The 26,540-nt window shown below is 70.9% G+C and carries 26 protein-coding genes and 1 pseudogene; 20 read left to right on the forward strand and 7 right to left on the reverse strand.

Translation table 11 applies throughout. From position 1 onward, the window contains the following. Positions 1-6: 6 nt before the first annotated feature. Together A5700_RS04655 and A5700_RS04660 are read right to left on the reverse strand one after the other, a co-directional pair. Positions 7-1,131 carry an FAD-dependent oxidoreductase gene (locus A5700_RS04655; RefSeq protein ID WP_068204474.1) on the reverse strand — a complete coding sequence of 375 codons (1,125 nt, stop codon included), beginning with the start codon at positions 1,129-1,131 and terminating at the stop codon, positions 7-9. Continuing rightward, positions 1,128-2,015, reverse strand: a complete 888-nt coding sequence (locus tag A5700_RS04660; protein ID WP_231973941.1) for a DUF1295 domain-containing protein — start codon at positions 2,013-2,015, stop codon at positions 1,128-1,130. The genes A5700_RS04655 and A5700_RS04660 overlap by 4 nt, the downstream gene beginning before the upstream one ends. 267 nt (positions 2,016-2,282) lie before the next feature. On the opposite strand from A5700_RS04660, the gene A5700_RS04665 reads away from it, so the two are divergent. From A5700_RS04665 to A5700_RS04675, 3 genes are read left to right on the forward strand one after another with little or no spacing between them, the layout of a single operon-like run. Beyond that, on the forward strand, positions 2,283-3,137 hold the full coding sequence (locus tag A5700_RS04665; RefSeq protein ID WP_068075650.1) for a hypothetical protein: 855 nt from the start codon (positions 2,283-2,285) through the stop codon (positions 3,135-3,137). A 37-nt stretch (positions 3,138-3,174) separates the two neighbouring features. Then, complete coding sequence (locus A5700_RS04670; RefSeq protein ID WP_068075618.1) at positions 3,175-4,311, forward strand: Rieske 2Fe-2S domain-containing protein; 1,137 nt, start codon at positions 3,175-3,177, stop codon at positions 4,309-4,311. Between the two features lie 39 nt (positions 4,312-4,350). Further along, entirely contained in the window at positions 4,351-4,620 is a 270-nt protein-coding gene (locus A5700_RS04675) for a ferredoxin (protein WP_068075653.1), read from the forward strand. Here A5700_RS04675 and bphC read toward each other — a convergent pair. From bphC to A5700_RS04690, 3 genes are all read right to left on the reverse strand, one after another. Beyond that, on the reverse strand, positions 4,617-5,525 hold the full coding sequence (gene bphC / locus A5700_RS04680) for a biphenyl-2,3-diol 1,2-dioxygenase (RefSeq protein ID WP_068075621.1): 909 nt from the start codon (positions 5,523-5,525) through the stop codon (positions 4,617-4,619). The two genes, A5700_RS04675 and bphC, sit on opposite strands and share 4 nt — an antisense overlap. Positions 5,526-5,534: 9 nt before the next feature. Continuing rightward, on the reverse strand, positions 5,535-6,719 hold the full coding sequence (locus tag A5700_RS04685) for an acyl-CoA dehydrogenase family protein (RefSeq protein ID WP_068075624.1): 1,185 nt from the start codon (positions 6,717-6,719) through the stop codon (positions 5,535-5,537). Positions 6,720-6,815: 96 nt separating this feature from the next. Further along, positions 6,816-7,700 carry an alpha/beta fold hydrolase gene (locus A5700_RS04690; protein WP_068075627.1) on the reverse strand — a complete coding sequence of 295 codons (885 nt, stop codon included), beginning with the start codon at positions 7,698-7,700 and terminating at the stop codon, positions 6,816-6,818. A gap of 264 nt (positions 7,701-7,964) precedes the next feature. Here A5700_RS04690 and A5700_RS04695 point away from each other — a divergent pair, with 264 nt between their 5' ends. The 6 genes from A5700_RS04695 to A5700_RS04720 all read left to right on the forward strand — a co-directional run bounded on the left by A5700_RS04695 (position 7,965) and on the right by A5700_RS04720 (position 13,748). Further along, positions 7,965-8,783: a transglutaminase family protein gene (locus A5700_RS04695; RefSeq protein ID WP_068075656.1), complete on the forward strand. Its 819-nt coding sequence runs from the start codon at positions 7,965-7,967 to the stop codon at positions 8,781-8,783. 116 nt (positions 8,784-8,899) lie between these two features. After that, positions 8,900-9,133, forward strand: a complete 234-nt coding sequence (locus A5700_RS04700) for a CsbD family protein (protein WP_068075631.1) — start codon at positions 8,900-8,902, stop codon at positions 9,131-9,133. Positions 9,134-9,236: 103 nt separating this feature from the next. Beyond that, positions 9,237-9,659 carry a PPOX class F420-dependent oxidoreductase gene (locus A5700_RS04705; protein ID WP_068075634.1) on the forward strand — a complete coding sequence of 141 codons (423 nt, stop codon included), beginning with the start codon at positions 9,237-9,239 and terminating at the stop codon, positions 9,657-9,659. Between the two features lie 50 nt (positions 9,660-9,709). Next, complete coding sequence (locus tag A5700_RS04710) at positions 9,710-11,944, forward strand: molybdopterin-dependent oxidoreductase (protein WP_068075637.1); 2,235 nt, start codon at positions 9,710-9,712, stop codon at positions 11,942-11,944. A gap of 185 nt (positions 11,945-12,129) precedes the next feature. Further along, complete coding sequence (locus A5700_RS04715) at positions 12,130-13,236, forward strand: type III polyketide synthase (RefSeq protein ID WP_082959858.1); 1,107 nt, start codon at positions 12,130-12,132, stop codon at positions 13,234-13,236. Between the two features lie 8 nt (positions 13,237-13,244). Further along, on the forward strand, positions 13,245-13,748 hold the full coding sequence (locus tag A5700_RS04720) for an isoprenylcysteine carboxyl methyltransferase family protein (RefSeq protein ID WP_068069229.1): 504 nt from the start codon (positions 13,245-13,247) through the stop codon (positions 13,746-13,748). Between the two features lie 12 nt (positions 13,749-13,760). Here the strand turns inward: A5700_RS04720 and A5700_RS04725 are convergent, their stop codons facing one another. Further along, positions 13,761-14,597, reverse strand: coding sequence for an SDR family NAD(P)-dependent oxidoreductase (locus tag A5700_RS04725; protein ID WP_068204479.1), 837 nt, complete (start codon positions 14,595-14,597; stop codon positions 13,761-13,763). Between the two features lie 148 nt (positions 14,598-14,745). On the opposite strand from A5700_RS04725, the gene A5700_RS04730 reads away from it, so the two are divergent. Together A5700_RS04730 and A5700_RS04735 are read left to right on the forward strand one after the other, a co-directional pair. Continuing rightward, on the forward strand, positions 14,746-15,804 hold the full coding sequence (locus tag A5700_RS04730; protein ID WP_068069231.1) for an alpha/beta hydrolase: 1,059 nt from the start codon (positions 14,746-14,748) through the stop codon (positions 15,802-15,804). A gap of 183 nt (positions 15,805-15,987) precedes the next feature. Then, on the forward strand, positions 15,988-18,681 hold the full coding sequence (locus A5700_RS04735; protein WP_082960446.1) for an ATP-binding cassette domain-containing protein: 2,694 nt from the start codon (positions 15,988-15,990) through the stop codon (positions 18,679-18,681). Positions 18,682-18,693: 12 nt separating this feature from the next. Here the strand turns inward: A5700_RS04735 and A5700_RS26500 are convergent, their stop codons facing one another. Further along, complete coding sequence (locus A5700_RS26500; protein WP_197502805.1) at positions 18,694-18,858, reverse strand: hypothetical protein; 165 nt, start codon at positions 18,856-18,858, stop codon at positions 18,694-18,696. Positions 18,859-19,089: 231 nt separating this feature from the next. On the opposite strand from A5700_RS26500, the gene A5700_RS04740 reads away from it, so the two are divergent. The 9 genes and pseudogenes from A5700_RS04740 to A5700_RS04770 all read left to right on the forward strand — a co-directional run bounded on the left by A5700_RS04740 (position 19,090) and on the right by A5700_RS04770 (position 26,536). Beyond that, on the forward strand, positions 19,090-20,268 hold the full coding sequence (locus tag A5700_RS04740; protein ID WP_068069236.1) for an acyl-CoA dehydrogenase family protein: 1,179 nt from the start codon (positions 19,090-19,092) through the stop codon (positions 20,266-20,268). 19 nt (positions 20,269-20,287) lie between these two features. Further along, positions 20,288-21,385 carry an acyl-CoA dehydrogenase family protein gene (locus tag A5700_RS04745; protein ID WP_068069239.1) on the forward strand — a complete coding sequence of 366 codons (1,098 nt, stop codon included), beginning with the start codon at positions 20,288-20,290 and terminating at the stop codon, positions 21,383-21,385. Continuing rightward, on the forward strand, positions 21,382-21,882 hold the full coding sequence (locus A5700_RS04750) for a MaoC family dehydratase N-terminal domain-containing protein (protein ID WP_068069241.1): 501 nt from the start codon (positions 21,382-21,384) through the stop codon (positions 21,880-21,882). Before A5700_RS04745 ends, A5700_RS04750 begins: the two co-directional genes overlap by 4 nt. Positions 21,883-21,889: 7 nt before the next feature. Further along, positions 21,890-22,333 carry a MaoC/PaaZ C-terminal domain-containing protein gene (locus tag A5700_RS04755; protein WP_068069244.1) on the forward strand — a complete coding sequence of 148 codons (444 nt, stop codon included), beginning with the start codon at positions 21,890-21,892 and terminating at the stop codon, positions 22,331-22,333. Beyond that, the gene (locus A5700_RS04760; RefSeq protein WP_068204482.1) at positions 22,330-23,532 is read left to right on the forward strand and encodes a thiolase family protein; all 1,203 of its coding nucleotides are present in this window, start codon (positions 22,330-22,332) and stop codon (positions 23,530-23,532) included. Before A5700_RS04755 ends, A5700_RS04760 begins: the two co-directional genes overlap by 4 nt. Before the next feature lie 5 nt (positions 23,533-23,537). Beyond that, positions 23,538-23,939, forward strand: a complete 402-nt coding sequence (locus tag A5700_RS04765) for a Zn-ribbon domain-containing OB-fold protein (RefSeq protein WP_082960447.1) — start codon at positions 23,538-23,540, stop codon at positions 23,937-23,939. 110 nt (positions 23,940-24,049) lie between these two features. Next, positions 24,050-24,562, forward strand: a pseudogene (locus A5700_RS27195) (alpha/beta hydrolase); the annotation flags it as partial. Positions 24,563-24,665: 103 nt separating this feature from the next. Continuing rightward, a complete protein-coding gene (locus tag A5700_RS27360; RefSeq protein WP_369828225.1) occupies positions 24,666-24,929 on the forward strand; it encodes an alpha/beta hydrolase fold domain-containing protein in 264 nt (87 codons plus the stop codon). Further along, a complete protein-coding gene (locus tag A5700_RS04770; protein WP_068069316.1) occupies positions 24,908-26,536 on the forward strand; it encodes an NAD(P)/FAD-dependent oxidoreductase in 1,629 nt (542 codons plus the stop codon). Before A5700_RS27360 ends, A5700_RS04770 begins: the two co-directional genes overlap by 22 nt. Positions 26,537-26,540 lie beyond the last annotated feature (4 nt).

Genomic DNA, 26,540 nt, shown 5'->3' on the forward strand with positions numbered 1-26,540 from the left:
CACTCCTTACCCGAACGGGTTGTTGTCCCGCACTCCGCGATACATGCCCCACCGCACGATGACGGGCATGACCACTCGTTGGACCGACCAGAGCGGGAATCGGAACGCGTGGCCGGTGGGCAGGAAAACCTCGAGCCCGTCGGGCTGTATACCCACTAGCGAGCCCCACCGCCGGGTGGGGGCCTTATAGGTCCGCAGCCGCCCGCCGCCGAACTCGGCCAGGACGTTGCGGGCCACCAGGGCGTCACCGCGGTTGCGCGCGGAGCTGCGCAGCGGGTCGGTCGCGGCGACGTCACCGACCGCGAAGACGCCGCGGTGCCCGGGCACCCGCAGCTGCGGGGTGACCCGGACGAACCCGCGCTCGTCGAGCAGCTCCGGCGGCAGCCAACCGGTGTTGGGCCGGACCCGCCCGATCGCCCAGAGCACGGCCTCGGCGTGGGCGGGCGGTTGCCCGGTGGTCCAGCGGACCGGTCCGTCGGTGATCTCGTCGCCGGTGAAGTCCTGGGCCAGCTCGGCGCGGTGGCCGGGGTGAACGCCCACCCCGGCCGCGATCAGCCGATCGCGCAGCCGCTTCCAGATGCGCGGGTGGTGTTCGCCGAGGGCGGCCGCGCCGGGGAAGTACAGGTCGATCCGCTTGTGCGGCCAGGTGGTTGCGAGGTTGAGGGCGCTGCTGACGGCCGCGGCGCCGCCGCCCACCACGGTCACCGACGTCGCCGCGGCCAGCCGGTCGTGCGCGGCGCGCAGGCCCGCGCCGATGTCGGCGGCCGACTGCAGCGTCGGCTGGCGCCAGAAGCCGTTGCTGACGCCGGTGGCGATGACCAGCGCGTCGTACTGTTCGGCGATCGCCGACCCGTCGACCCGGCGCCCGTGGACGACCCGGGCCGCCAGGTCCACGCCGGTGAGCGAGGCCTGCACGGTCCGGACCGCGTCGAGGCGGCGGAACCGGTCGAACGGAACCCAGTAGTCCCGCGCCCAGTCGTCGGGGCGCGCGAGCCGCACCCCCAGTTCCTGGCCGCTCACCAGCCCCGGTTTGGCGGAGATCCCGACGACGTCGGCGGAGCGGGACAACCGGATTGCGGTCAGCAGGCCGGCGTCACCGAGCCCGGCGATCACCACGCGCCTGCGGTTCATCGGGCCGCCCGGCGCGGCGGCCTGGGCACGAACCGCGAGACCCGGTCGAGCACGGCCTGGTATTCGGGCCGGCGGTCCAGGCTGCGCTGCTCCATCATCGGGATGCTTGCCCCCAGAAACATCGCCAGCATCGCCAGCGCGCCGGCGAACAACCACCAGGCGTCGCGCGGCGAGGCCGCCACACCGAACAGCGCCAGCGCGAACCAGAAACCGAACTCCCCGAAGTAGTTCGGGTGCCGCGACCAGCCCCACAGCCCCCGTTGCAGCGCCTCCCCGGGCTGCCGCGTCCGCGCGAAGCGGTGCAGCTGAGCGTCGGCGATCGCCTCCAGCGCCACCGCGCCCAGGCCGAGCCCGAACGCCACGGCCGTCAGCCAGCCGACGTCGGCGCCGCGGTGCGTCACGCAGACATACACCGGCAGCATGCCCGCGAACACCTGCAGGGTGGGGATCAGGTGGATCGCCACCAGGTCCACCACGAACTCCCAGCGGCCCGCGCGTTCGCGGAACATCCCGTAGCGCCAGTCCTCGTGATGCAGGCCGGGGAAGCCCCGCACCCAATTGGCGGTCAGGCGCACGGCCCACACCAGGACCAGCGCGGCGACCAGCCAGCAGCGCAGGCGGGCCGTCCCCGACACACCCCACCAGTACAGGGTGAGCAGCGGCGGGACGACGCTCCAGTAGGCGTCGTAAAAGCTGGAGTTGCCGAAGGAGCGGCTGAACGCGAACACCACCAACGTGGCCAGCACGTCGGCGACCAGGGAATCCAGCCACAGCCGGCCCGTCGCCGGCCCCCACGCCAGCCAGGCGGCGGCGACCGCAACCGCGGCAACGTAGGCGACGGTGACCCACAGCAGCGAGCGGGACCGCGTCACGGTGGCGGTCACCGGAACCCCGCCGGGCCTGCCGTGGACCGGCAGCCTGCGCAAAGCCGTTCGACCACAACGCAACTCATGCGGGGGCCTCCTCGTCGAAACGCCCGGGCGGCCGCGACCAACGGCCGAGGTCGGCAAACTGTAACACGTTCTACCGGGCCGTCGGCCGGCTCCGTCGGCCCGGCGACCATGCCGTCGCGCCGCCGGGTCGCTATCCTGCCTGCGGACCAGCCGCTCGCTCAGGGGGCAGATCAGGTGACGCGCAGACGCGCCCGCGTGGTGACGGAGTCGCCGAGCCCGCCGCATCCCCGCGTCGGGGCCGCGGTGCGTGCCTTCGCCCGCGCCTGCGCGCCCCGCCCGGCGCGGGCGCGGCGAGCCGCTGCGGACTTCGAGCGACCGCTGTGGCCGGCGGTGGTCGCGGAGGTTCGCTGGGCGTTCACCCCGCCGCGAACCTGGTTGACGGGCGTGGTGGCCAACGTCGTGTTCGCCGCGGCCTGGTTGCTCGTGCAGCCGTTGACCGTCGGCCGCCACCACACCGACTGGGTGATCCTGGTGGGCACGTATTTCTCCTCCTGGGTGCTGGCCGACGTCACCACCACCAACCTGCTGGGCGCCGACCACTACCGCGTCCAACAGGCCCTGGCGAACGGCGTCCCCTTCCATCGCCTCCTGTTGGTGAAGAACCTGGCCCTGCTCGCCATCGTCGGGCTGCCGACCCTGGTGGCTGCCATGCTGCTGACGCTGTGGCTGTACACGCCGGCGCGGTTGGGCATCACCGTCCCCACGGTCGCGGTGCCCATCGTGTCCTGGCTCGGCGTCGGCAACCTCATCTCGGTGCTGCATCCGGTGAGCGTCGAGCCGCTGTTGCGCCGCTGGCGCCAACGCGCCGACCGGCGCCGCACCCGCAGCTGGTTGGCGGCGCTGACGCTGCCCTACGCCCTCTACTACGTGGCGGACCCGATGAACGGGGTGGAGCACAACGTCTTGTGGACGACGGTGCCGTCGCTGATCCGGCCGGTGTTCGGGCGCGACACCAAGAGCTTCGTGCACCTGGGCATCGCGGTCGCCGTCTGGTTCGCGGGCACCGGCGCCGCCCTGCTGTGGGTGCGCCGGCGCGGCTTACACGTGAAGTGATACCCGCCGGCGCCCGGCAGGAGTTAAATCGTGAGCTATGACGCCGCTGTCGGAGACCGACGAGATCCGGGAGATCGAGGCGCAGGCCGCCCCCGCGCGGTTCGCGCGCGGCTGGCACTGCCTGGGCCTGATCCGCGACTTCGACGACGGCAGGCCGCACGCCGTCGATGCCTTCGGGCGCAAGCTCGTGGTCTTCGGCGGCGGGCCGCCCGGCGCGGGCGCCCTGCACGTGCTCGACGCCTACTGCCGGCACATGGGTGGTGACCTCTCCCAGGGCGAGGTCAAGGGCGAGGAGATCGCCTGCCCGTTCCACGACTGGCGCTGGGGTGGCGACGGCCGGTGCAAGCGGGTGCCCTACAGCAGGCGCGCGCCGAAACTGGCGCGCACCCAGGCGTGGACGACGCTGCAGCAGGACGGCTTGTTGTTCGTGTGGAACGACCCCGAAGGCAACCCGCCCCCGCCGGACATCACGATCCCGCGCATCGAGGGCGCCGACAGCGACGAGTGGACCGACTGGCACTGGTACACCACGGTGGTGCACAGCAACTGCCGCGAGATCATCGACAACGTCGTGGACATGGCGCACTTCTTCTACATCCACGGCGCGCTGCCCACCTACTTCAAGAACATCTTCTCCGGCCACGTCGCGACGCAGTACATGAACGGCGAGGGCCGCCCCGACCTCGGCGGCACCGAGGGCGCGCAGCTGCTCGGCAACACCTCCGTGGCGTCCTATTACGGCCCGTCGTTCATGATCGACGACCTGACCTACCACTACCGGCACGGCGACGCCAAGACGGTGCTCATCAACTGCCACTACCCGATCGATGCGAATTCGTTTGTGCTGCAATACGGGATCATCGTCAAGAAGTCGGAGTCGCTGCCCAGCGACGAGGCGATGCGCACGGCGGTCAAACTCGGCGAATACGTCAAGCTCGGTTTCGAGCAGGACGTGCAGATCTGGCGGCACAAGGCGCGCATCGACAACCCGTTGTTGGTCGAGGAGGACGGACCGGTCTATCAGCTGCGCCGGTGGTATCAACAGTTCTACGTCGACGTGGCCGACGTGGCACCGGACATGGTGGACCGTTTCGAGTTCGAGCTCGACACCACCCGGCCCTACCAGGCGTGGATGCGCGAGATCGAGGCCAACATGGCGGGCCGGACCCGTTGACCGAGATGCGTTGTGCGCGAGGATAACCGGCTCGACGCGATGCCGATGACGCCGGTGACGTGCGGCACCTGCGCGGCGCGGGTGCTGGCCCGCAAGAGCAGCTGGAACCAGACCAGCGTGCAGTGGAACGCCGACGCGACGGACCGCTGCGCGGAGCTGGCCGACGCGGGGCGGATCGCGGCGCACAGCGACAGGTTCGTGTTTCTCGCCTGCTCGGCGCTGGGCGCGTCGATCCGCGACGCGGTGTGCCGCGGGGAGCTGCCCGTCGTCGACCAGGTCGACGGCGCGCCGCACGACGTCTCCGGCTAGAGCCGCATCGCCGCGGGCATCTCGCCCACCCACTGGTGGCCCCAGTAGCTGTCGGCGGTGATTTCCTCGGCGGTGTAGTAGGTTTCGTCGACCCGCATCCCGTCGGTGCCGAATTCGATGTCCCAGTCGCCCGGGGCGCGCACGTAGAACGAGACCATCTTGTCGTTGGTGTGCCGGCCCAGGGTGGACGACAGCCGGAAGCCCTCGGCGTTCACCCGGTCCAGTGCCTGGCCGACCGCGTCCAGGCTGTCGACCTCGACCATGATGTGCACCAGGCGCGGGTCCCGCTGATGCGCGGCCGGCACCAGCGCCAGGCTGTGGTGCCGCTCGTTGATGCCCAGGAAGCGCACCCGGACGGGGCCGAACTCCTTGGGCAGCGGCACCCGGAACGCGCCGCGGGAGCGGAATCCCAGCACCTCGGTGTAGAACTCGAACGCGCCGTTGAAATCCATCGCGGGCACCACCACGTGGCCCATGCCCTGGTCGCCGGTGACGAACCGCGCGCCGAACGGGGTCACCACCGGGCTGTGGTCGAGCACGGCACCGTGGAACACCTCGAGCGTCGTGCCGGCCGGGTCTTCGAAGGTGATGACCTCCTCGACGCGGCGCGCCTCGGCGTCCTCCACCGACAGTTGCTTGACCGGCACCCCGGCCGCCTCGAGCGTCGCGATAACCCGTTGCAGCGCAGCGTGATCGCGGACTTCCCAGCCGATGGTCAGGACGCGGTCGGTCTCGCCCGGCACCACGATCAGCCGGGCGGCGCGTTCGTCCATCCGCAGGTACAGCGCCGACGGGTCGGGCCCCGTGCCCTCGGCGAAACCCAGCACGCCGAACGCGAAACGGCGCCAGCGCTCGATGTCGTTGGTGGAGATGGTGATGTAGCCCAGGCTTTTCAGGTCGGTCACGGCAAACTCCTAGATCAACGCACGCAGCGGGCCGTCGGGTGGGTCGATGCCCAGCGAACTGAGCGCCGACGCATGGTAGGTGGTGCCGGGCACGTGGATGGCGTGCAGCTGGCCGACATGCACGTCACGCCAATACCGTTGCAGCGGTTTGTCCATCCGCGCGGCGTTGCCGCCCGAGCGCGCGAAGATCTCGTCGACCGCGGACACCGCGCGCCACACCGCGCGCACCTGGGTGCGGCGGCCCGCCGCGCGGTCGGCGAAACAGACCTCTTTGCCGGCGGCGACCATGTCGTAGATCCGCTCGGCGTTGGTCAACAGCTCCTGGCGCGCCGCGTTGATGTCGGCGGCGGCCTCCCCGATGGCGTGCATGACATAGGGATCGTCCTTGATGGCCGTGCCGGTCGCGCCCACGCGCCCCCGCTGATAATCCAGGTGGGCGGCCAGGGCGCCCTCGGCGATGCCGATGGTGGCCGCCGAGATGCCCAACGGGAACATCGTCGACCACGGCATCAGGTAGAGCGGTTCGGTCATGCCCGCCTCGCGCTGCGCAGTGCCGTCCATCACCTTCGCCGCGTCCATGGTGCGGTAGCTCGGCACGAACGCGTCTTTGACGACAACGTCCTTGGAGCCGGTGCCGCGCAGCCCCACCACGTTCCACGAGTCCTCGACGATCTGATAGTCCTTGCGCGGCAGGATCATGTGCAGCATCTGTGGCGGCAGCAGCGGCTTGCCCTGCCCGTCGCCGAGCATCGCCCCCAGGATGATCCAGTCGCAGTGGTCGGTGCCGGAACTGAACTGCCAGCGGCCGGTGAACCTGTAGCCGCCGTCAACCGGTGTCGCCACCCCCTGCGGCGCGTACGGGGACGCCATCCAGGTGTCGACGTCGTCGGCCCAGATCTCGGCGGCGACCCGCGGGTCCGCGTACGCCAGCTGATACGGGTGCACGCCCACCACGCCGACGATCCAGCCGGCGGCCGGGTCCAGCGCCGCGGTCGCCATCACCGCCTCGGCGAACTCGCGGGGGTGCACTTCGAAACCCTGGTACTGCCTGGTCTGCAACAGCCGGATCAGGCCGGCGCCCTTCATGAGTTTGACCGTGTCGTCGGTGAGCCGGCCGATCCGTTCGGCCTCGGCGCCCTGGCCGCGCAATTCGTCGGCCACCGCCGCCACCCGGTCCAGAACCCGCTCGCTCATGCTTCGTCCCTTACAGTCGTCGGCGCCGTTGCCGTAGTACAGGTTTACCGCAGCCGGGGCCGGAGGCGAAGGGTTCTCGAGCGGTTTTGAGGCGAGTCAGCGGTTTTCGGTGCGGGACAGGAACGCCAGGACCGTGCTCTCGAAGGCCTCCTTGGCCTCGATCATCGCCCAGTGCCCCGAGTTGGGGAACACGTGCAGCTCGGCGTGGGGGATGGTGCGCATCGGGATGAGCGCCATGTCGGGCGGGCTGACCCGATCGTCGCGCCCCCACGTCAGCAGGGTCGGCGCCGTCAGCTTGTGCATGCTGGCCCAGGGCAGCGGGCGGTCCGACGCGGCCAGGGCGGCGTTCATCCCGGCGAAGGCCGCCTTGCCGTACATGCGGCGCGCGGCGGCCAGCGTCTCCGGATCGGTGGCCAGCTGCCAGCGTTCCTCGATCAGTTGGTCGGTGATCAGTGCCTGGTCGTACACCATGGACTTGAGCCAGTCGACGAGGCGCTGGCGGGAGGGGTCCTCGACGAATTCCTGCAGCAGCCGGATGCCCTCGCTGGGGCTGGGGCTGAAAATGTTGGTCCCGATGCCGCCGATGGTGACCAGCCGGTCCACCCGGTCCGGGTTGTGGATGGCGAAATTGATGCCGACGCCGCCGCCCATCGAGTTCCCGACGACGTGCGCCTTCTCGACGCCCAGCGCGTCGAGGAAGGGGCCCACCGTGCCGAACGCGGTCACCATCGGGTGGCCACCGAAGTCGTCGCTGACACCGAAGCCGGGAAATTCCAGGATCAGGCACCGGTAGTGCGCCGCAAAGGCGGGCAGCACCCCGCGGAAGTTGCGCCAGCCCGTCACCCCGGGCCCCGAGCCGTGCAGGAAGAGCAGCGTCCCGCCGGCGCCCCCGCTGTCGTAGTACCGCAACGTGCCCTTGGGGGTGGGGAGCTCGCGCAGGTCCCGTTCCGCGACGGCGGCTGCGCCGGGGGTGTGTGCCACGCCCCTCACCCTGCCATGCCGCCACGAAAGCCCGGAGCGCACCCGCGCCGGTCGCTCGGCGCCGCGGGCCGTCGCGGCGCCGACAACCATCAGGGCGCCACGGCGACAACGGGATTCGGGGATACACCGGAAGCGGCCCGCGTGCCGCACACCGGTCAGCCGTTGCGCTCGCCCTGCGCGTCGGCAGTTTGTTGTGTTGGATTGACCGGGTAAGACGCACGGGAGTCCGGCATGTGGCCGTGGCCACGAGACAAGGGGGCGGTCATGAGCACGCGGGATCTCAAACGGCAGGTGGGGGCGGAGATCGAACTCGAGGTGACCGCCGCGACGACGCTGGAGTTCCAGATCGCGGTCGCCCGTCTGCCCGGCATCGACGTCAGCGAGTCGCTGTCGATCCGGTGGAACGGCAAAGCCGTTGAGCCGCGCGAGATCATCGGGGAGCACGACACCAGGATTCACACCTTCCAGGCGGACGAGGGAACGGTCACGCTGTCCTACGCGGCCACGGTCGTCGGGCAGGCGGACCCGGCGCCGGTGCGCGACATCGATCTGATCACCTATCTGCGGCCCAGTCGGTACGCCGAGGCGGACAAGTTCTTCGGCTTCGCCGCCACCGAATTCCAGCAATACGGCGAATCGGTGTCGCTGCTGGAGAAGGTGTCGTCCTGGGTGGGGACGCGGCTCGATTACGTTCCGGGGTCCAGCGATCCGATCGACGGCGCGGCCGACACGCTGCTGGCGGGCGCCGGGGTGTGTCGCGATTACGCCCACCTGGTGATCGCGATGCTGCGCGCGCTCAATGTGCCCGCCCGGCTGGTCGCGGTCTACGCCCCCGGCTGCCAGCCGATGGACTTCCACGCGGTCGCCGAGGCCTTCGTCGACGGCCAGTGGCGCGTGGTGGACGCGACCTGCCTGGCGCCCCGCCAGTCGATGGTGCGCATCGCGACCGGGCGCGACGCCGCGGACACCGCCTTCCTGGACAACCACAAGGGCTCCATCAACCTGGGCAACATGACGATCACCGCCGTGGTGGACGGCGACTTGCCCCGCGACTCCGTCGACCAGCTGGTCAGCCTGCGCTAGCGGCCGTGCCGTGTGGCGCACGCTACCCACTGCACGGGTTTCGAAACCCACGCCGTCGGGGAAAAGGCAACCTGCGTGTGCGCCGTCTCGCGCCGCACGCAGGACAAGGAGGACGCATGTCAGACAAGAGTGGTCCGCAAGAAGCCGTCGAAGGCCTCGTCGAGGGGGTTAAGGGCAAGGTCAAGGAAGTGGCCGGCGCGGTCACCGGGCGTGAGGATCTGCTGCGCGAAGGTCAGGCGCAGCAGGACAAGGCCGACGCGCAGCGCGAGGCCGGCAAGAAGGAGGCCGAGGCCGAGGCCGCGCGTAAGGCCGCGGACGCCAACGAGGCTCGGCAGAAAGCCGAACAGTAACGGTCCAGGCATCGGTGGCCCGGTCCCCGTCGGGGCCGGGCCACCGCCATGCGCGCGTCGGGCGCCGGGAATGAATCACCGCACACCTGGCGTAGAACCACGCATGAAGCTCAACGATGCGGCGCGCGCTCTCATCGGTGACGGCGCCGACGCGACCCTGGTTACGCTCAATCCCGACGGCAGCCCCCAGGTCAGCCTGGTCTGGGTCGCGCTGCAATCGACCCCCGACGGCGACGAACTCGTCACCGCCCACCTGGCCGCGCACAAGAAGGTTCGCAACGTCCGCGCGGATCCCCGCGTCGCGGTCACGATCGTTTCCCTCGCGCCGGGCCAGGGGATGCGCCCATACCTGTCGATCGCCGGCACCGCCCGGATCGTCGAGGGCGGCGCGCCGGAGCTGTTGCGGCAACTCAACCCGGTGCTCGGCGACCCCAACCTGCCCTTCCCGCCCGACGACGCGCCGCCGGGATACCTCACCCGCATCAAGATCGAGAAGGTGGGCGGCATCGGACCCTGGGCGACCTGACCTCGCTCTTCGTACTTCCGCTACCGGTCGTCGCGGAATACAGTGGGTGGATGGAACCCGGCGCCGACGGCACCCACATTCGCACCTGTCCGCTGTGTGAAGCCATGTGCGGCTTGGCAATTGAGGTCAAAGCCGGCACCGTCACCGGCATCCGCGGCAACCGCGACGACGTGTGGAGCCGCGGCCACCTGTGCCCCAAGGGGACGTCGCTGGGAGCGGTGCACCACGACCCGGACCGGATCCGCAGACCGATGATCAAGGTCGACGGCCAGTGGCGCGAGGTCAGTTGGGACGCGGCATTTCGGCGCTGCACCGAGCTGCTGACGCCGGTGATCGAACGCCACGGCATCGGCGCCGTCACCGCCTACACCGGCAACCCGCTGGCGCACTCGTTCTCGCTGGCCCGGTACGCGGGCATCCTGCTGGGCATGTCGGGAATTCCGGTGACGTATTCGCCGGGCACCGTCGACCAGTGGCCCAAGAATCTGTCGTCGCATCTGATGTACGGCTTGTGGTGGAACTTCCCGGTGCCCGACATCGAACGCACCGACCTGCTCGTGATCATGGGCGCCAATCCCGCGGCGTCGCAGGGATCGCTACTGGCCGCGCCGGACGTGATGGGCCTGATCGACGGAATCCGCCGGCGCGGCAAGGTGATCGTCATCGACCCCGTGCGCACCCAGACCGCCGCGCGCGCCGACGAGTGGTTGCCCATCGTTCCCGGCACGGACGCGGCGCTGCTGTTGGCCGTCGCGCACACGCTGTTCGACGAGGGCCTCACCAATCCCGGCCCGCACGTCGACGGGATCGACACCATGCGCCGCGTCGCCGCGGACTGGCCCCCGGAGCGGGTCAGCGCGGCGACCGGCATCGCCGCCGACCGCATCCGGGGCCTGGCGCGCGAACTCGCCGGCACCGCGAGGTCGGTGGTGTACGGCCGTATCGGCCTGTGCAACCAGGAGTTCGGCAGCCTCGCCAGTTGGCTGGTGGACGTGATCAACATCCTCACCGGCCACTTCGACACCCCGGGCGGGGCGATGTTCCCCCGGCCGGCGGCGTGGTCGATCACCACCCAGCCGCTGCCCGGCCTCGAGGGCGGACTCGCCGACTTTGGCCGCTGGCGCACCCGGGTGCGCGGCGCGAAGGAGGTGCTCGGACAGGCACCGGTGTCCTGCATGGCCGAGGAGATCGCCACGCCGGGGGAGGGGCAGCTCAAGGCGCTGATCACCGTCGCCGGCAACCCGGTGCTGTCCACGCCGGGCGGCGACAAGCTCGACGAGGTGCTACCGAAATTGGACGCGATGATCTCCGTGGACCTGTGGCTCAACGAAACGACCCGCCACGCCGACGTGATCCTGCCCGGGCTGTCGCCGCTGGAGCAGCCGCACCACGACGACCTCATCCTGTTGTTCGCCATTCACAGCGTGGCCAACTACTCCGCCCCGGTCTTCGATCCCGGCGAACGCCCGCACGAATGGGAGATCCTGATCCGGTTGACGGGCCTGTGCACCGGGACACCGGCCGAGGACGTCGACGTCGCGGCCATCGACGACGGCTTCTTCGACTACCTGGCGTTCACCCGGGGGCTCGACGGGGCGCAGCTGCGCAAGACTTACGACCACGGCGGCCCCGAACGGATGCTGGACCTCACGCTGCGCACCGGCCCCTTCGGTGATCAGTACGGCGCCCGGCCCGGCGGGCTCACCCTGGACCTGCTCAAGGCCAACCCCAACGGCATCGACTTCGGGCCGATGACGCCGCAGCTGCCGGGGCTCCTGGGCACCCCGGACCGCAAGATCCGGCTCGCCCCGCAGTATCTGCTCGACGACCTGCCCCGGCTGGCGGCGCGGCTGGAGCGGCCCGCCGAGCCGCTGGTCCTGGTGAGCCGCCGCCATCTGCGGTCGAACAACACGTGGCTGCACAACGTGCCGGCGTTGATGAAGGGCCGGGACCGGTGCACGCTGCTCATCCACCCCGACGACGCGGCCCGCCACGGGGTCGGTGACGGCGACGTCGTCACGGTGAAATCCGCGGCCGGCGAAATCGCGGTGCCGGTGGAGGTCACCGGCGCGATCAAGCCCGGCGTGGTGTCGATGCCGCACGGCTGGGGCCACGGCAAGCCGGGCACCCGCATGGCGGTGGCCAACGGCTCGCCGGGCGTCAACACCAATGTCTTGTCGCCGCCCACCTTCGTCGACGAGCCCTCGGGTAACGGGGCATTGAACGGAATCCCGGTAACGCTCATTCACGAGCAGGCGAAATCGCCGTCGCTGCAACCGCTTTGAGGTTTCAGCCGGCAGCTGTTGAGGCGCAACGCCGCGCTCTTATTAAACATGCGTCAAAAACGGCGCAGGGCAATGCATCCGGAGCCGATACGGTGTAAACGGCTTGCGTCTCTTTGTGGTTCAGTTCACCGGAATGGATTCGCCCGACCGGTGAACCGTGACCGCCCGCCGCTCGTCGGCATGGCATGACCGTAACAACGTTTTCCACGTCCCCGCACCAGGGTGGTCGCCAGGGTTGCGCGGGACCCCGCATCGCCGGAACCGCGGTGGCATTCACCTCGAACCGGTACGACCAGGCCGAAGTCGCCCGTGAGCTCACCGAATTCGCCAACCCCGAGTTCACCCGGTTCGCGCAGACGACCGGGGTCGACCACCGCAACCTCGCGCTGCCGCTGTCGCGTTACCCGACGTTGAGCGGCTTCACCGAGGCCAACAACGCCTACCTCGAGGTCGCCGTCGACCTTGGCGAGCAGGCGATCCGCTCGGCGCTGGCCGCAGCGAACATCGAACCTCGCGAGGTGGATACCGTCGTCATGGTGTCAAGCACCGGGATCGCCGTGCCGACCATTGACGCGCGCGTGATGACCCGGGTCGGCCTGCGCCCCGACGTCAAGCGGGTCCCGTTGTTCGGGCTCGGTTGCGTGGCGGGCGCGGCCGGGATGGCTCGTGTGTACGACTACCTGCACGGCTATCCCGAAGACGTGGCCGTGTTGTGCTCGGTCGAGTTGTGCTCGCTGACCTTGCAGCGCGACGACACCTCGATCCCCGCGCTGATCGGCATCTCGCTGTTCGGGGACGGCGCGGCGGCCGTGGTCGCCACGGGATCGGAGCGAAAGGGATTGAGCGACACCGCGCAACGCGGCCCGCGCGTGTTGGCCACCCGCAGTCGCGTCGTGCCCGAGACGGTCGACGTGATGGGCTGGAACGTCGGGACGAGCGGGTTCCAATTGGTCATGTCGCGCGACGTGCCGAAGATGGCCGACGACTACCTGCGCGCCGAGGTCGACGGGTTCCTGGCCGATCACGGGTTGTCGCTGGCGGACGTCTCGGCCTGGATCTGCCATCCCGGCGGTCCGAAGGTGCTCGACTCGGTGGAGAACGCGCTGAACCTGCCGGCCGAGGCGCTGCGGCACAGCCGAGAATCCATGCGCGAGAACGGAAACGTGTCCTCGGTGTCGGTGCTCGACGTGTTGCGGCGCACCGTTGCCGAGCCGCCCCCGGCGGGATCCGTCGCGGTGATGCTCGCCATGGGGCCCGGCTTCAGCTTCGAATTGCTGCTGCTGCAATGGTGACAGGGAACATGTACTACTGCCTTTTCATCCTCGCGATCGGCGCCGAGCGGCTCGTCGAGCTCGCCGTGGCCCAGCGCAACGCCGGGTGGTCGATGGCAAACGGCGGCAAGGAGTTCGGCCGCGATCACTACCCGGCGATGGTGAGCATGCACGCCCTGCTGCTGGTCTCCTGCGTCGTGGAGACCTGGGTCCTGCACCGCCCGTTCATCCCCGCGCTGGGCTGGCCGATGGTGGCGATCGTGGCACTGAGCACCGTGGTCCGGTGGCGGTGCGTGAGCACCCTCGGCAAACACTGGAACCCGCGGTTGATCGTGATTCCGGGCGCACCGCTGGTGCGCGACGGGATGTACCGCTGGGTGCGCCACCCCAACTACACCGCGGTGGCCGCCGAGGTCGCGGCGCTCCCGCTCGTCCATTCGGCGTGGCTGACGGCTCTGGTGTTCAGCGCCGCCAACGCGCTCGTGCTCACGGTGCGCATTCGCGCCGAGAACGCGGCGCTGGGCCTGGCCTGAGCCCGGTGGCCCTCAGGGGTCGATCGGGCGGTTGGTCCACTGCCGGCCGGCCCGGCGCGTCGAGCGGAACCAGCCGCCCGCCGCGCCGGTGCCGCCGTCGGTGGGAATGGTGTGACCGGTGACGAAACCCGATAGCTCCGAGGCCAAGAACAGGATCACCCGGGCCTGATCGTCCGGCCGACCCATCCGGCCGACCGGAACCCACCGCGGCCACTGCTGGTGCTCCTCGGCCGTCAGCCACTGCGAGTAGGGGACTTGCAGGGACTCGGTGACGTCGGGGGCGATCGCGTTGACCCGCACCCCGAGGCCGCCCACCTGGACCGCGAGGCTGCGGGTGAACCCGATGACCGCGGCCTTGAACGCGGCGTAGACCGGATCCTCCGGGTAGCCCCGCAGCCCCTCGACGGACGACACGTTGACGATCGCGCCGCTGCGCCGCTGGACCATCGCGGGCAAGAACGCGTGCGTGACGGCGAAGACGTGGTGCAGGTTGATGCGGTAGAGGTCGTCCCAGAACTGCGGGTCGGTGTCGACGAACTCGCCCGGGTGGCGTAGCCAGTGGCCGACGTTATTGACCAGAGCGTCGACGCGGTCGAAGCGGTCACGCACGGTCTTCGCCAGGGCCGCTACCTGCTTCGTGTCCCGGACATCGGTGCCGACCGCCAGCGCCGACCCGCCCCCCGCGGCGATCTCGGCTGCGGTCGCCGCGGCGCGTTCGGCGTCGACGTCGGCGATGACCACGTGCGCGCCATGGTCGGCGAACAATCGGGCGGTCGCGGCGCCGATTCCGCCGGCGCCGCCGGTCACGACCGCCACGCGGTCGGCGAGCAGGCGGTGGGGGCTGGCCATGGGCCCATTCTGTCCCAGCCGCAACCGCACGCCACTACCCACTCCGGCGACGGCGCAAACGTGAGCAACGCTACAACCCGACGAAATCCTTATTCGTTTTCGCCGCCGGCAAACGGGTATTCCCAGCGCACCTTAGGAGCTGATGCCAATGACGACAACGGATTCCACTCGGTTACTGCCAAGCCAGGCGATGACCCGGCGAATTCACCATCGACACAGCCCGCAGTCGGTTGCGGTGTCGATGGCCAGCCGGTTATTCGTGAAGAACGTGGTGCGCGCCTGGGCGATCCAGCCCAACCTGCACTGGCCCTTCGCGTACATCGACGGCTTGGCGGGCATGATGCCCCGCATCCCCACGATGGCCCAGATCCAGCCGGTCAAATTGGGGAACTGCGCCGCCGAATGGATCCGTGCGCCCGGCGCCTCCACCAAGCGGGTGATCCTCTACTTGCACGGGGGCGCCTTCATGACCTGTGGGCTCAACACCCACCGGTCGATGGTGGTGCGGCTGTCTAAAGAGGCCGACGCCGCCGTCCTCACGGTCGCCTACCGCAAGCTGCCGAAGCACCAGATCACCGACGCGATCGACGACGGGATGGACGGGCTGCGCTGGCTGCAGCGGCACGGCTTCGACGGGGATCAGGTGGTCGTGGCCGGTGACTCGGCCGGCGGTTACCTGGCCTTCATGACCACCCTGTTGGCCATCCGCAACGGGGAGATGCGCCCGGCGGGCGTCGCCACCATCTCGCCGTTCACCGACGCGGACCCGGCCCGCAAGCTGCGGCACCGCAACGCCCGGAAATGCTCGATGTTCACCCGTCGGGCCTTCACCATGTTCGCCGAATACCTCAGCCGCGCACAGGTTTTGGAAGACCAGAGCGATTCTCCCGGCAAGGTCGCCTCGCCGGTGGACGCCGACCTGACCGACCTGCCGCCGGTGACCATCCACGCCAGCGCCGACGAGTTGTTGCTCGCGGACGCGGAATTGATGGCCGAGCGCCTGGAGGCCAGCGGTGTCCGGTGCGACCTGCACCTGTGGGACGGGCAGATTCACGACTTCCCGCTGGCCGCCGACATCCTGCCCGAAGGCAGGCGGGCGTTGCGCTACATCGGCGCCTTCATCAAGGACGTGACCGACGTCGGCGCGCCGGCGCGCCGGGCCCGCCCGTGGCGACCCGGGATGCCCACCCCCGCTGCGGCGGTCTAGCCCCGTCGAAAAGCGCACGCGCGTAATGGGATTCGCTGTCCGCCGGCCGGCTGCGCCCGGCCGGCGCCGCGTCGAGGGGGCGGCCACGCCTTTACTTGTCGATGCTTCACCCGATGCGGGCGGACGCCCCGCGCCGACGACGCGGGCGCCGGACCGCTCCGGCTGCCGTTACAGTTGGTCCCGATGAGCCCCCCAGCCCCCCCTGCGCTGACCGTGCGGTACGAGGGAGCGGAGCGCACCTTCGCGGCCGGCAACGACGTGGTCATCGGGCGTGACCTGCGCGCCGACGTCCGCGTCGCGCATCCGCTGATCTCGCGCACCCACCTCATCGTGCGCTTCGACCAGGGGCGCTGGGTCGCCATCGACAATGGCAGCCTCAACGGCCTGTACGTCCACAACCGTCGCGTGCCGCTCGTCGACATCCAGGACGGTCTGCGGGTCAACATCGGCAACCCGGACGGGCCGGCGCTGACCTTCGAAGTCGGCCGGCACCAGGGATCCGTCGGCAGCCCCCCGCTGACCACCTCCGTCCCGCTGATCAACACCCCGAGCGGGCCGGTCGCCCGGGTGCCACAGGGACAGCCGCTCGTCGTGGCACGCCCGCAACAGCCGCCCTCGGCGTCGTTTCGCCACCCCGCCCCAGCCGGCCAGCCGCCCAGCGCGCCGATGCCGAGCCAGCCGCCCAGCGGGCCGCTGCCCGGCCCCGCGGGAGCGCAGCCCCGGTACCCGACCGGCGGCCCGCCCGCCGCCCCGCCCACGGGGGCGCAGCACGCGCCGCCCAGCGGGCCCCAGCACGCGCCGCAGATCTACCGCTCGACGGCCTCGGCGAGCGCGGCGGCGCCCCCCACCACCGCCGAGCCCGCGGTGCTGCAGACGGGCCGCATCGGGGGCGACTCGTCGGTGCTCGCGACGTCGATGATGAAGATCCTGCGGCCCGGCAAGGCGCTGGAATCGACGCCCGGCGCCATCACCATCGGCCGCGCCAACGACAACGACATCGTCATCCCCGAGGTGCTCGCCTCGCGCCACCACGCCACGCTGATCCCCGGTCCCAACGGCACCGAGATCCACGACAACCGCAGCATCAACGGCACCTTCGTCAACGGCTCCCGCGTCGACTCCGCCCTGTTGCACGACGGCGACGTCGTCACGATCGGCAACATCGACCTCGTCTTCCACGGCGGCACCCTGGCCCGCCGCGACCAGGCCGCCACCGCCACCCGCACCGGCGGCCTCGACGTGCGCGGCGTGACATGGACGATCGAGACCACCAAGACGCTGCTGGACAACATCTCGCTGACCGCGCAGCCCGGCACGCTCACGGCGGTCATCGGCCCGTCCGGCGCCGGCAAGTCGACCTTCGCGCGGCTGGTCGCCGGCTACACCCACCCGACCACCGGCACGGTGTCCTTCGAGGGCCACAACATCCACGCCGAGTACGCCTCGTTGCGCAGCCGCATCGGGATGGTCCCGCAGGACGACGTGGTGCACGGTCAGCTGACCGTCCAGCAGGCGCTGATGTACGCCGCGGAGCTGCGCCTGCCGCCCGACACCACGAAGGAGGACCGGGCGCAGGTGGTCGCGCGGGTGCTCGAGGAACTCGAGATGACCAAGCACCTGCACACCCGGGTCGACAAGCTGTCCGGCGGGCAGCGGAAGCGGGCCTCGGTGGCGCTGGAGCTGCTCACCGGCCCGTCGCTGCTGATCCTCGACGAGCCGACCTCGGGCCTGGACCCGGCGCTGGACCGGCAGGTGATGACCATGCTGCGCCAGCTCGCCGACGCCGGGCGCGTGGTGCTGGTGGTCACCCACTCGCTGACCTACCTCGACGTCTGCGACCAGGTGCTGCTGCTGGCGCCGGGCGGCAAGACCGCGTTCTGCGGGCCGCCCAGCCAGATCGGCGCCGCCATGGGCACCACCAACTGGGCGGACATCTTCAGCGGCGTCGCCAACGACCCCGACGGCGCGCAGGCGCGCTACCTGGCGCGGACCGGGCCGCCGCCGCCCCCGCCGCCCGCGGAGAAACCGGCCGAGCTGGGCGACCCGTCGCACACCAGCCTGTTCCGGCAGTTCTCCACGATCGCCCGCCGGCAGATGCGGCTGATCGTGTCCGACCGCGGCTACTTCGTCTTCCTCGCGGTGCTGCCGTTCATCATGGGATCGCTGTCGATGTCGGTGCCCGGCGATGTCGGGTTCGGCATCCCCAACCCGATGGGCGCGGCGCCCAACGAGCCCGGCCAGATCCTGGTGCTGCTCAACGTCGGCGCCGTGTTCATGGGCACCGCGCTGACCATCCGAGACCTGATCGGCGAGCGCGCCATCTTCCTGCGCGAGCAGGCGGTCGGGTTGTCCACCTCGGCGTACCTGCTGGCGAAGGTCTGCGTGTACACCGTGTTCGCGATCGTCCAGTCGGCGATCGTCACCGTGATCACGGTCATCGGCAAGGGCGCGCCGACCCAGGGCGCCGTGGCCCTGGGCAAGCCGGCGCTCGAGCTGTTCGCCGACATCGCGCTGACCTGCGTCGCCTCGGCGATGCTCGGCCTCGCCCTGTCGGCGATCGCGAAGTCCAACGAGCAGATCATGCCGCTGCTCGTGGTCGCCGTCATGTCGCAGCTGGTGTTCTCGGGCGGGATGATCCCCGTGACGAACCGCGTCGGACTCGACCAGATGTCGTGGGTAACCCCGGCGCGGTGGGGGTTCGCGGCCTCGGCCTCCACCGCCGATCTCATCAAGCTGGTGCCCGGCCCGTTGACGCCGAAAGACTCGCACTGGCATCACACGCCGGCGGCCTGGTGGTTCGACGTCGGCATGCTGGCGCTGATCAGCGCCGTCTACCTCGGCTTCGTGCGCTGGAGGATCCGGCTGAAAGGCGGCTGAGCGCCGCGTGCGTCAGGCCCCCTTGCGCAGCACCTGGTCGGCCGCCGCCCGCATCCGGTCGGACAGCTGCAGCAGGTCGTGCTCGCCGACGCCGAGGGGCAGGGTGTAGGCCAGCTGCCGCAGCTCGACGGCGTAGCCGCGGAGCTCTTCACGGAGTCGCATCTCAACAGTGGGCATGGTCTCTCCCTCTGGCTGGACGGGGCGCAACGCCTGTCCGCGTCGACCGGCCGATTGGAGCATCTTCGCAGCCCGCACCCCGGACTGCGAGACCGCCGAGGCATTTTAACGGGAGTTTGACAGCGCCTTTACAGTGCGCGCTGCCGGCCGCCCGGCGCGATGCTGCGAAATCCCGGGCGCGATCTCGCCGCGGCGTTACGCTGACGCTGCCCCGTGAAAGGTGAGGCCCGGATGGACTTTGAGCTCAACGACGAGCAACGCGCCTGGCTGGGCGAGGTCCGCGAGTTCCTGCACGAGCACGTCACCGCCGAGCTGCGCGCCGAGCTGGCCGAGCACGACCTGGAATACCCGGGCGGGGAGGTGGCGCGCTTTCGGCGCGCGATCGGCGCCAAAGGGTGGTTCGGCCTGAACTGGCCGCGCCAATACGGGGGACTGGGGCTGGGCGCGGTCCACCTGCACCTGCTGATGAGCGAGTTCGAGTACTGGGGCGTGCCCGGGCCGGACCTCACGGTGACCTCGGTGGCGCCGATGATCATGCGGCACGGCACCGAACGCAACAAGAGCGACTGGCTGCCGCTGATCGCCCGGGGCGAGATGGTCTGCGCGGTCGGCTATTCCGAGCCGGACGCGGGTACCGACTTGGCCAGCCTGCGCACCAGCGCCACCCGCGACGGTGACCACTGGGTCATCAACGGCACCAAGACCTGGAACAGCGGCGCGCACCGCGCCACCCACGAATGGCTGTGCGTGCGCACCGATCCCGACGCCGCCCGGCACCGCGGGCTCTCGGTCGTCATCGTGCCGATCGACAGCCCAGGCGTGCAGATCCGTCCGCTGTACGCGTGGTCGGGTTACCGCACCAACCAGGTGCACTTCGACAACGTGCGGGTCCCCGTCACCAACCTGATCGGCGACGTCAACCGTGGCTGGACGTACATCACCGGGGCGCTGGACCTCGAGCGCGGCGCGCTCACCAACCCGGGGGACCTGCGCCGCGCCGTCGACGAGCTGCGCCGGCTGGCGGGCACGCCGCGCCGGGACCGGACGGTGCCGGCCGACAGCCCGTCGCTGCGCCGCCGGCTCGCGCAGGCCGAGGCCGACGTGGCGGTCGCCACCTTGATGGGCTACGAGGCCGCGTCGATCCTGGACGACGGCGTCATCCCCACCGTCGAGGTCAGCGTCGAGAAAATATTCACCAGCGAGTTGCGCCAGCGCATCGCGGAGTTGGCGCTCGACCTGCTCGGGCCCGACGGGCTGCTGGCGCACCGCAACCCGGCCGCGCCGCTCGCCGGCACCTTCGAGCGGCTCTACCGGGCGGCGCCCCTGATGCGCTTCGGCGGGGGCACCAACGAGGTGCTGCGCGACATCGTCGCCCAACGCGGGCACGGCCTGCCCTCCTACGGACGCTGACGGGAAACCCGCGCCGCCGATGAAAGCGATCCCCACGGCCGAACAGCGTCAGTTCGCCGCGTCGCTGCGCGCCCTACTCGCGGCCGAGAACCCGGTGAGCGCGGTGCGCGGCCTGCACGAACCGGGCGCCGACCGGCGCTCACCGGCGTTGTGGAAGGCGCTCGCCGACGCCGGCGTGTTCGGGCTGGGGATCGCCGAGGAGTACGGCGGGTCGGGCGGCTCGCTGGCCGACCTCGCCGCCTTCTACACCGAGGCCGGCCGCGCGCTGTGCCCCACCACGGTGCACGCCAGCGTGCAGGCCGCGCTGGCGATCGACGCGCTGGGCTCCCCGGCCGATAAGGAGGCGTGGCTGCCCGCCTTGACGTCGGGAGCCACCCGCGCCACCACCGCGCTGGCCAACCCCCGCGACGCGGCCGACGTCACGCCGCCGCTGCGCGTCGCGCAAGGCGGGCGGCTGACCGGGACCGCGGACTACGTCGCCGACGCCGACGTCGCCGACGTCGTGGTGGTGTCCGCCGCGGACGGTGACCACACGCGGGTGTTCGTCGTCGACGTGCCGGCACCGGGCCTCACCGCCGAGCCGCTCGCCATGGCCGGCGCGCACCGGGCGTTCACCCTGCGCTTCGACGACGTCCGAGCGGGGCCGCCGCTGTCCGGTGCCCCGGCGCTGCGGCGGGTGGCCAACGCGGCGGTGGCGCTGGGCTCACTCGATCTGGTGGGCGCCGCGCAGGCGGTGCTCGAGCGCACCGTCGAATACACTTCGCTGCGCCACCAATTCGGCCGGCCCATCGCGTCCTTCCAGGCCGCCCAGCACCTGATCGCCAACATGCACATCGCCCTCGCAGCCGCGCGACTGGCCGCCCACAGCGCGGTCTTCTGGATCGCGAAGGGGCGCACCGCGACCCGCGAGACCGCGATCGCGCGCATGCACGCGGCCACGGCCGCGCGGCTGATTACCCGCGACGCCCACCAGTTGCACGGCGGCATGGGTTACGTCACCGAAACCGACCTGCACCTGTGGAGCGAACGGGTGCGGCTCGGCTCGACGCTCGGCGGCGGGGCCGACGTCGCCGCGGGCTGGCTCGAGGACAGCATGGCCGAACTGGAGCGCCGGTGACCGACAAGACCTTGATCGACCCCGAATCCGCGTCGCGCGTCGGCACGGTCGCCGCAACGGCGACCGGCGAGGTGCACCGGCGCGACTGGCAGCGCTGGGCGGCGGCCGTCAGCGACGACAACCCGTTGTGGTTCGACCCGGACTACGCCCGGGCCAACGGATTCCGCGACATCGTCTGCCCGCCGTTGTTCCTGCAGTACGCCGTCCTGGGCGTCACCCCCCTGACGGCGCTGCGACCCGACGGTTCCTCCGGGGCGATCTCGGGCGGCCTGGCGTTCCCGCGCGCCCCCAAACGGATGGCCGGCGGGGAGAGTTTCACCTTCCACCTGCCGGCCTACGACGGTGACGCGGTCGACATGGTGCGCACCATCGCCTCGATCGTTGAAAAGCAAGGCCGCTCAGGCAAATTCGTGCTGGTGACCTGGCACACGGCCTACCGCAACCAGCATGGTGAGCTGCTCGCCGAGGCGGCCACGTCGATGATCGCGCGCCCCTAGGACCGCCATGACCGATCAGGTGTACTACGACGACGTGAGGATCGGGCAGACCATCCCAACCCTCACGGTCACCGCCGACGAGACGCAGTTGTTCTTCTTCAGCGCCGCCACCTACAACGGCCACCGAATCCACTACGACAAGCAGTGGGCCCGCGAGGTCGAAGGGTACGACGACGTGCTGGTGCACGGGCCGCTGCAGGCGGCGCTGTTGGCCCGCGCGATCGGAAACTGGATCGGCGGCCGCGGGCGGCTGGTGTCCTTCTCGGTGCAGAACCGGGCCATCGCCTACCCCGGCCAGGCGCTGAGCTTCGGCGGCGAGATCACCGGCAAGCGCCTCGCCGACGGCGGTGCCGGCCTGGTGGACCTCGACATCGCGGGCCGCCGCGCGCAGACCGTGCTGATGCCGGGAACGGCGACCGTCGAGCTGCCGCGCCGCGGGGCGCCGGCATGACCGGCCTGCGCGGCGAAGCCGCGATCGTCGGCATCGCCGAGCTCCCGGCGGCGAAGCGGCCCGCCGGGGCCCCGTCGTTCACCCTCGACCAGTACGCGCTGCTGGCGAAGATGGTCATCGAGGACGCCGGCGTCGACCCCGGTTGCGTCAACGGCCTGCTAACCCACGGCATCGCCGAGTCGGCGCTGTTCGCGCCCGCGACGCTCTGCGAATACCTAGGAATGCCAATGGATTTCGGCGAGCGGGTGGACCTCGGCGGGGCGACTGCGGCGGGCATGGTGTGGCGCGCCGCCGCCGCCGACGTCCTCGGCGCCTGCGACGCGGCGCTGGCCGTCGTGCCCGGGTCGGCGGCCCTACCGCAGCCGTCGACGTCACCGCCACCCCCGCCCAATTGGTTTGGGGCGTCGTCGAATACGTATGGCTCACCGCAGGCCGAGTTCGAGATCCCGTACGGCAACGTCGGCCAGAACGCGCCCTACGCGCAGATCGCCCAGCGCTACGCGGCGGAGTTCGGCTACGACCCGGCCGCCCTCGCCAAGATCGCCGTCGACCAGCGCACCAACGCGGGCGCGCACCCGGGCGCGGTGTTCCACGGCACGCCGCTCACGGTGGCCGACGTGCTGGCCAGCCCGATGATCGCCGACCCCATCCACCTGCTGGAGACCGTGCTGCGGGTGCACGGGGGAGCCGGGGTGCTGATCGCCAACGCCGACCTCGCCCGCCGCGCCCGACACCGCCCGGTCTGGATCACCGGCTTCGGCGAACACCTCGCGTTCAAGACACCCACCTACGCCGACGACCTGCTGCGCACCCCGATAGCGCGGGCCGCCGAGCGGGCGTTCGCCATGGCCGGGCTGGGGCGCGCCGACGTCGACGTCGCCTCCCTCTACGACTGCTACACCATCACCGTCTTGATGAGCCTGGAGGACGCCGGCTTCTGCGCCAAGGGCGCCGGCATGTCGTGGGTCACCGACCACGACCTGACCCATCGCGGCGACTTCCCGGTCAACACCGCGGGCGGGCAGCTGTCGTTCGGGCAGGCCGGCATGGCCGGCGGCATGCATCACGTGGTCGACGGCGCCCGCCAGGTGATGGGTCGCGCCGCCGCCGCCCAGGTCCCGGACTGCCACATCGCGTTCGTCACCGGCACCGGGGGCATCATGAGCGAGCAGGTCGCGCTGCTGATGCGGGGGGACTGACCGAGGTGAACCTGCCCGTACCCCAACCCACGCCCGTGTCCCGGCCCTTCTGGGACGGCCTGACCCAGCGCCGCATCCTGGTCCAGTTCTCGCCGTCGCTGGGGCGCTACGTGTTCTACCCACGCACCCTGGCCCCCGGTACCCTGGCCGACGATCTCCAGTGGCGCGAAATCGACGGCGCCGCAACGCTGTACACCTACACGGTCGCCCGCCGGCCCACCGGGCCGCCGTGGGCCGACGCGGTGCCGCAACTGCCGGCGGTGGTGCAGTGGGACGCCGGCCCGAAATTCAGCACCGAGCTCGTCGACGCGGACCCCGACGCGGTCGCAATCGGCATGCGCGTCGAGCCGGTGTTCTACGATCTGCCCGGAGAAGGGATCACGCTACTGAGGTATCGGCCGGCATGAGCGACCCGCCGCAGCGGGCGCAAGGCCCGGACGACGCCGACGACCCGATCGGCGGCGCCGTGCAGGCGATGCTGCGCCGCCTGAACGACGGCTTCCCGCGCGTCGAGGACATGTCGGGCGCGGCCGCCCGCGCCGCGGTGGCCGAACGGCACGCCCCGGCCGGCAACGTCGACGACGTGCACAGCACCGTGGACCGTCTGGTTCCCGGTGCCGCCGGTGAGATCCCGGTGCGGATCTACCAGCCGCACGGCGCGCCCGGTCAGCGGCCCGCGATCGTGTTCTGCCATGGCGGCGGATTCGTGTTCTGCGACATCGAATCCCACGACGGCTTCTGCCGCGCGCTGGCCCGCGGCAGCCAGGCCGTCGTGGTGTCGGTCGGCTACCGCTTCGCCCCCGAACACCGGGCTCCGGCGGCCGCGCTCGACGCGTTCTCGGCGTTCTGTTGGGTGGTCGGTCACGGCGGCGAACTGGGCGTGGATCCGGCGCGGGTCGCCGTGGCCGGTGACAGCGCCGGGGGCAACCTGGCCGCCGTCACCGCGATCTTGTGCCGCGAGCGCGACGTCGCCAGGCCGGCCGCGCAGCTGCTGCTGTACCCGGTCATCGATCCCTCCTTCGAGACCGACAGCTATCGCCGTTGCGGCACCGGGTACTTCAATACCCGCGCCGCCATGCAGTGGTATTGGCGCCAAATACCTGGGCCCGGAACCCGCTTTCGACCCGCCCTACCTGGTCGCGCCCGCCCGGGCGGAGTCGCACGCAGAGCTGCCGCCCGCGGTGATCGTCACCGCCGGGCTGGACCCGCTGCACAGCGAGGGCTGCGACTACGCGCGCCGGCTGCGCGACGCCGGCGTCGCCGTCGTGCACCGCGACTTCCCGGGACTCTTCCACGGCTTCATGACGATTCCGTCCTTCCCGCCCGCGGCCTCGGCGCGCGACCTGGTCTGCGCAGACATCGCCGAGCTGCTGGGATCCCGAAAGGTGGCGCCGTGACCGAGACACCGGAAAGCGACGTCCTCGTCATCGGCGCCGGCTTCGCGGGCCTGTACGCCGTGCACCGGGCGGCGTCGGCCGGGCTGCGGGTGATCGGCGTCGACGCGGCCCCCGAGGTGGGTGGCACCTGGTACTGGAACCGGTATCCGGGCGCCCGCTGTGACGTCGAAAGCGTGGACTACTCCTACTCTTTCGATGAGACGCTGCAGCAGAGCTGGACCTGGAGCGAACGTTTCGCCGCGCAACCGGAGATCCTGGCCTACCTTTGCCACGTGGCCGACCGGTTCGACCTGCGCCGCCATTACCGGTTCGGCGTCGACGTCGTGGCCGCCGCCTTCGAGCGGGGACGCTGGCGGGTCCGCACCGCCGCGGGCCAGGTTTACGGCGCGGACTTCCTGGTGTGCGCGACGGGGTGCCTGTCGGCGGTCAACCGTCCCGGCATCGCCGGCCTCGACGACTTCGCGGGAGACGTCTACTTCACCGCCGACTGGCCGCGCGAGGACCCGGACCTGCGCGGCAAACGGCTGGGGCTGATCGGCACGGGGTCGTCGGGCATCCAGATCGCGCCCATCCTGGCCGCCCGGGCGGAGCGGCTCGTGGTATTCCAGCGGTCGGCCAACTACACCGTCCCGATGCCCAACCGGCCGTGGTCACCGGAGGAGCAGCAGGAGATCCGGGAGCGCTATCCCGAGCGGCGGCGGGTGTCGGCGTACGCGGCGGCCGGCACGCCCCACGGCACGTATCACCGCAATGCGCTCGACACCGAACCGCAGGAGCGGCTGGAGGCGTTGTGGCGGCGCTGGCGCGAGGGCGGGGTCCTGTTCGGCAAGACCTTCCCCGACCAGAACAGCGACCTGGCGGCCAACGACGTCGCCCGGGAGTTCGCCGAGGAGCGGATCCGTGAGATCGTCGCCGACCCGGCCGTCGCCGCCGATCTCACCCCCGTCGACCACCCGATCGGGGCGAAACGCATCTGCACCGACAGCGGCTACTACGCCACGTTCAACCGGGCGAACGTGCGGCTGGTCAACCTGCGCCGCGAGCCCATCGAGGCGGTCACCGCCGACGGGGTGCGCACCAGCGCCGCAACCTACCCGTGCGACGCGCTCATCTTCGCCACCGGGTTCGACGCGATGACCGGGGCGCTGACCCGCATCGACCCCGTCGGTCCGCGGGGCGACCGGCTGCGCGACATCTGGGCCAACGGCCCGCTGACGTTCCTCGGCTTGATGGTGCCCGGCCTGCCGAACCTGTTCACCATCAGCGGCCCCGGCAGCCCCTCGGTGCTGTCAAACATGGTGCTGCACGCCGAGATTCAGGTCGACTGGGTGATGGGTGTCATCGAGACCGCCCGTCGCCTGGGGGTCGGCGAGGTGGAACCGCGCCGGGACGCGGCCGATGCGTGGACCGAGCACGTCGCGGCGGCCGGCGAGCGGACGCTGTTCACCAAGGCCGCCTCGTCCTGGTACCTCGGCGCCAACATCGAGGGCAAAAAGCGGGTTTTCATGCCCTACGCCGGCGGGTTCGGCACCTACCGGCGGCACTGCGACGACGTCGTACGCCACCGGTACGCCGGGCTGGTCCTGACCACCGCGACGGATCGGTGACGAC

The sequence above is a fragment of the Mycobacterium sp. E1214 genome, assembly GCF_001666755.1.
In the GTDB taxonomy this organism is placed as follows: Bacteria; Actinomycetota; Actinomycetes; order Mycobacteriales; family Mycobacteriaceae; genus Mycobacterium.

Excerpts from the sequence above, each read along its gene's own strand:
- A5700_RS04720 (WP_068069229.1), top strand. The coding sequence starts at position 13,245 with ATGTACTACTGCCTTTTCATCCTCGCGATCGGCGCCGAGCGGCTCGTC.
- A5700_RS04740 (WP_068069236.1), top strand. The coding sequence starts at position 19,090 with ATGGACTTTGAGCTCAACGACGAGCAACGCGCCTGGCTGGGCGAGGTC.
- A5700_RS04760 (WP_068204482.1), top strand. The coding sequence starts at position 22,330 with ATGACCGGCCTGCGCGGCGAAGCCGCGATCGTCGGCATCGCCGAGCTC.
- A5700_RS04700 (WP_068075631.1), top strand. The coding sequence starts at position 8,900 with ATGTCAGACAAGAGTGGTCCGCAAGAAGCCGTCGAAGGCCTCGTCGAG.
- A5700_RS04725 (WP_068204479.1), bottom strand. The coding sequence starts at position 14,597 with ATGGCCAGCCCCCACCGCCTGCTCGCCGACCGCGTGGCGGTCGTGACC.
- A5700_RS26500 (WP_197502805.1), bottom strand. The coding sequence starts at position 18,858 with ATGCCCACTGTTGAGATGCGACTCCGTGAAGAGCTCCGCGGCTACGCC.
- A5700_RS04710 (WP_068075637.1), top strand. The coding sequence starts at position 9,710 with ATGGAACCCGGCGCCGACGGCACCCACATTCGCACCTGTCCGCTGTGT.
- A5700_RS04675 (WP_068075653.1), top strand. The coding sequence starts at position 4,351 with ATGCCGATGACGCCGGTGACGTGCGGCACCTGCGCGGCGCGGGTGCTG.
- A5700_RS04670 (WP_068075618.1), top strand. The coding sequence starts at position 3,175 with ATGACGCCGCTGTCGGAGACCGACGAGATCCGGGAGATCGAGGCGCAG.
- A5700_RS04715 (WP_082959858.1), top strand. The coding sequence starts at position 12,130 with ATGACCGTAACAACGTTTTCCACGTCCCCGCACCAGGGTGGTCGCCAG.
- A5700_RS04730 (WP_068069231.1), top strand. The coding sequence starts at position 14,746 with ATGACGACAACGGATTCCACTCGGTTACTGCCAAGCCAGGCGATGACC.
- A5700_RS04745 (WP_068069239.1), top strand. The coding sequence starts at position 20,288 with ATGAAAGCGATCCCCACGGCCGAACAGCGTCAGTTCGCCGCGTCGCTG.
- A5700_RS04735 (WP_082960446.1), top strand. The coding sequence starts at position 15,988 with ATGAGCCCCCCAGCCCCCCCTGCGCTGACCGTGCGGTACGAGGGAGCG.
- A5700_RS04655 (WP_068204474.1), bottom strand. The coding sequence starts at position 1,131 with ATGAACCGCAGGCGCGTGGTGATCGCCGGGCTCGGTGACGCCGGCCTG.
- A5700_RS04755 (WP_068069244.1), top strand. The coding sequence starts at position 21,890 with ATGACCGATCAGGTGTACTACGACGACGTGAGGATCGGGCAGACCATC.
- A5700_RS04695 (WP_068075656.1), top strand. The coding sequence starts at position 7,965 with ATGAGCACGCGGGATCTCAAACGGCAGGTGGGGGCGGAGATCGAACTC.
- A5700_RS04685 (WP_068075624.1), bottom strand. The coding sequence starts at position 6,719 with ATGAGCGAGCGGGTTCTGGACCGGGTGGCGGCGGTGGCCGACGAATTG.
- A5700_RS04705 (WP_068075634.1), top strand. The coding sequence starts at position 9,237 with ATGAAGCTCAACGATGCGGCGCGCGCTCTCATCGGTGACGGCGCCGAC.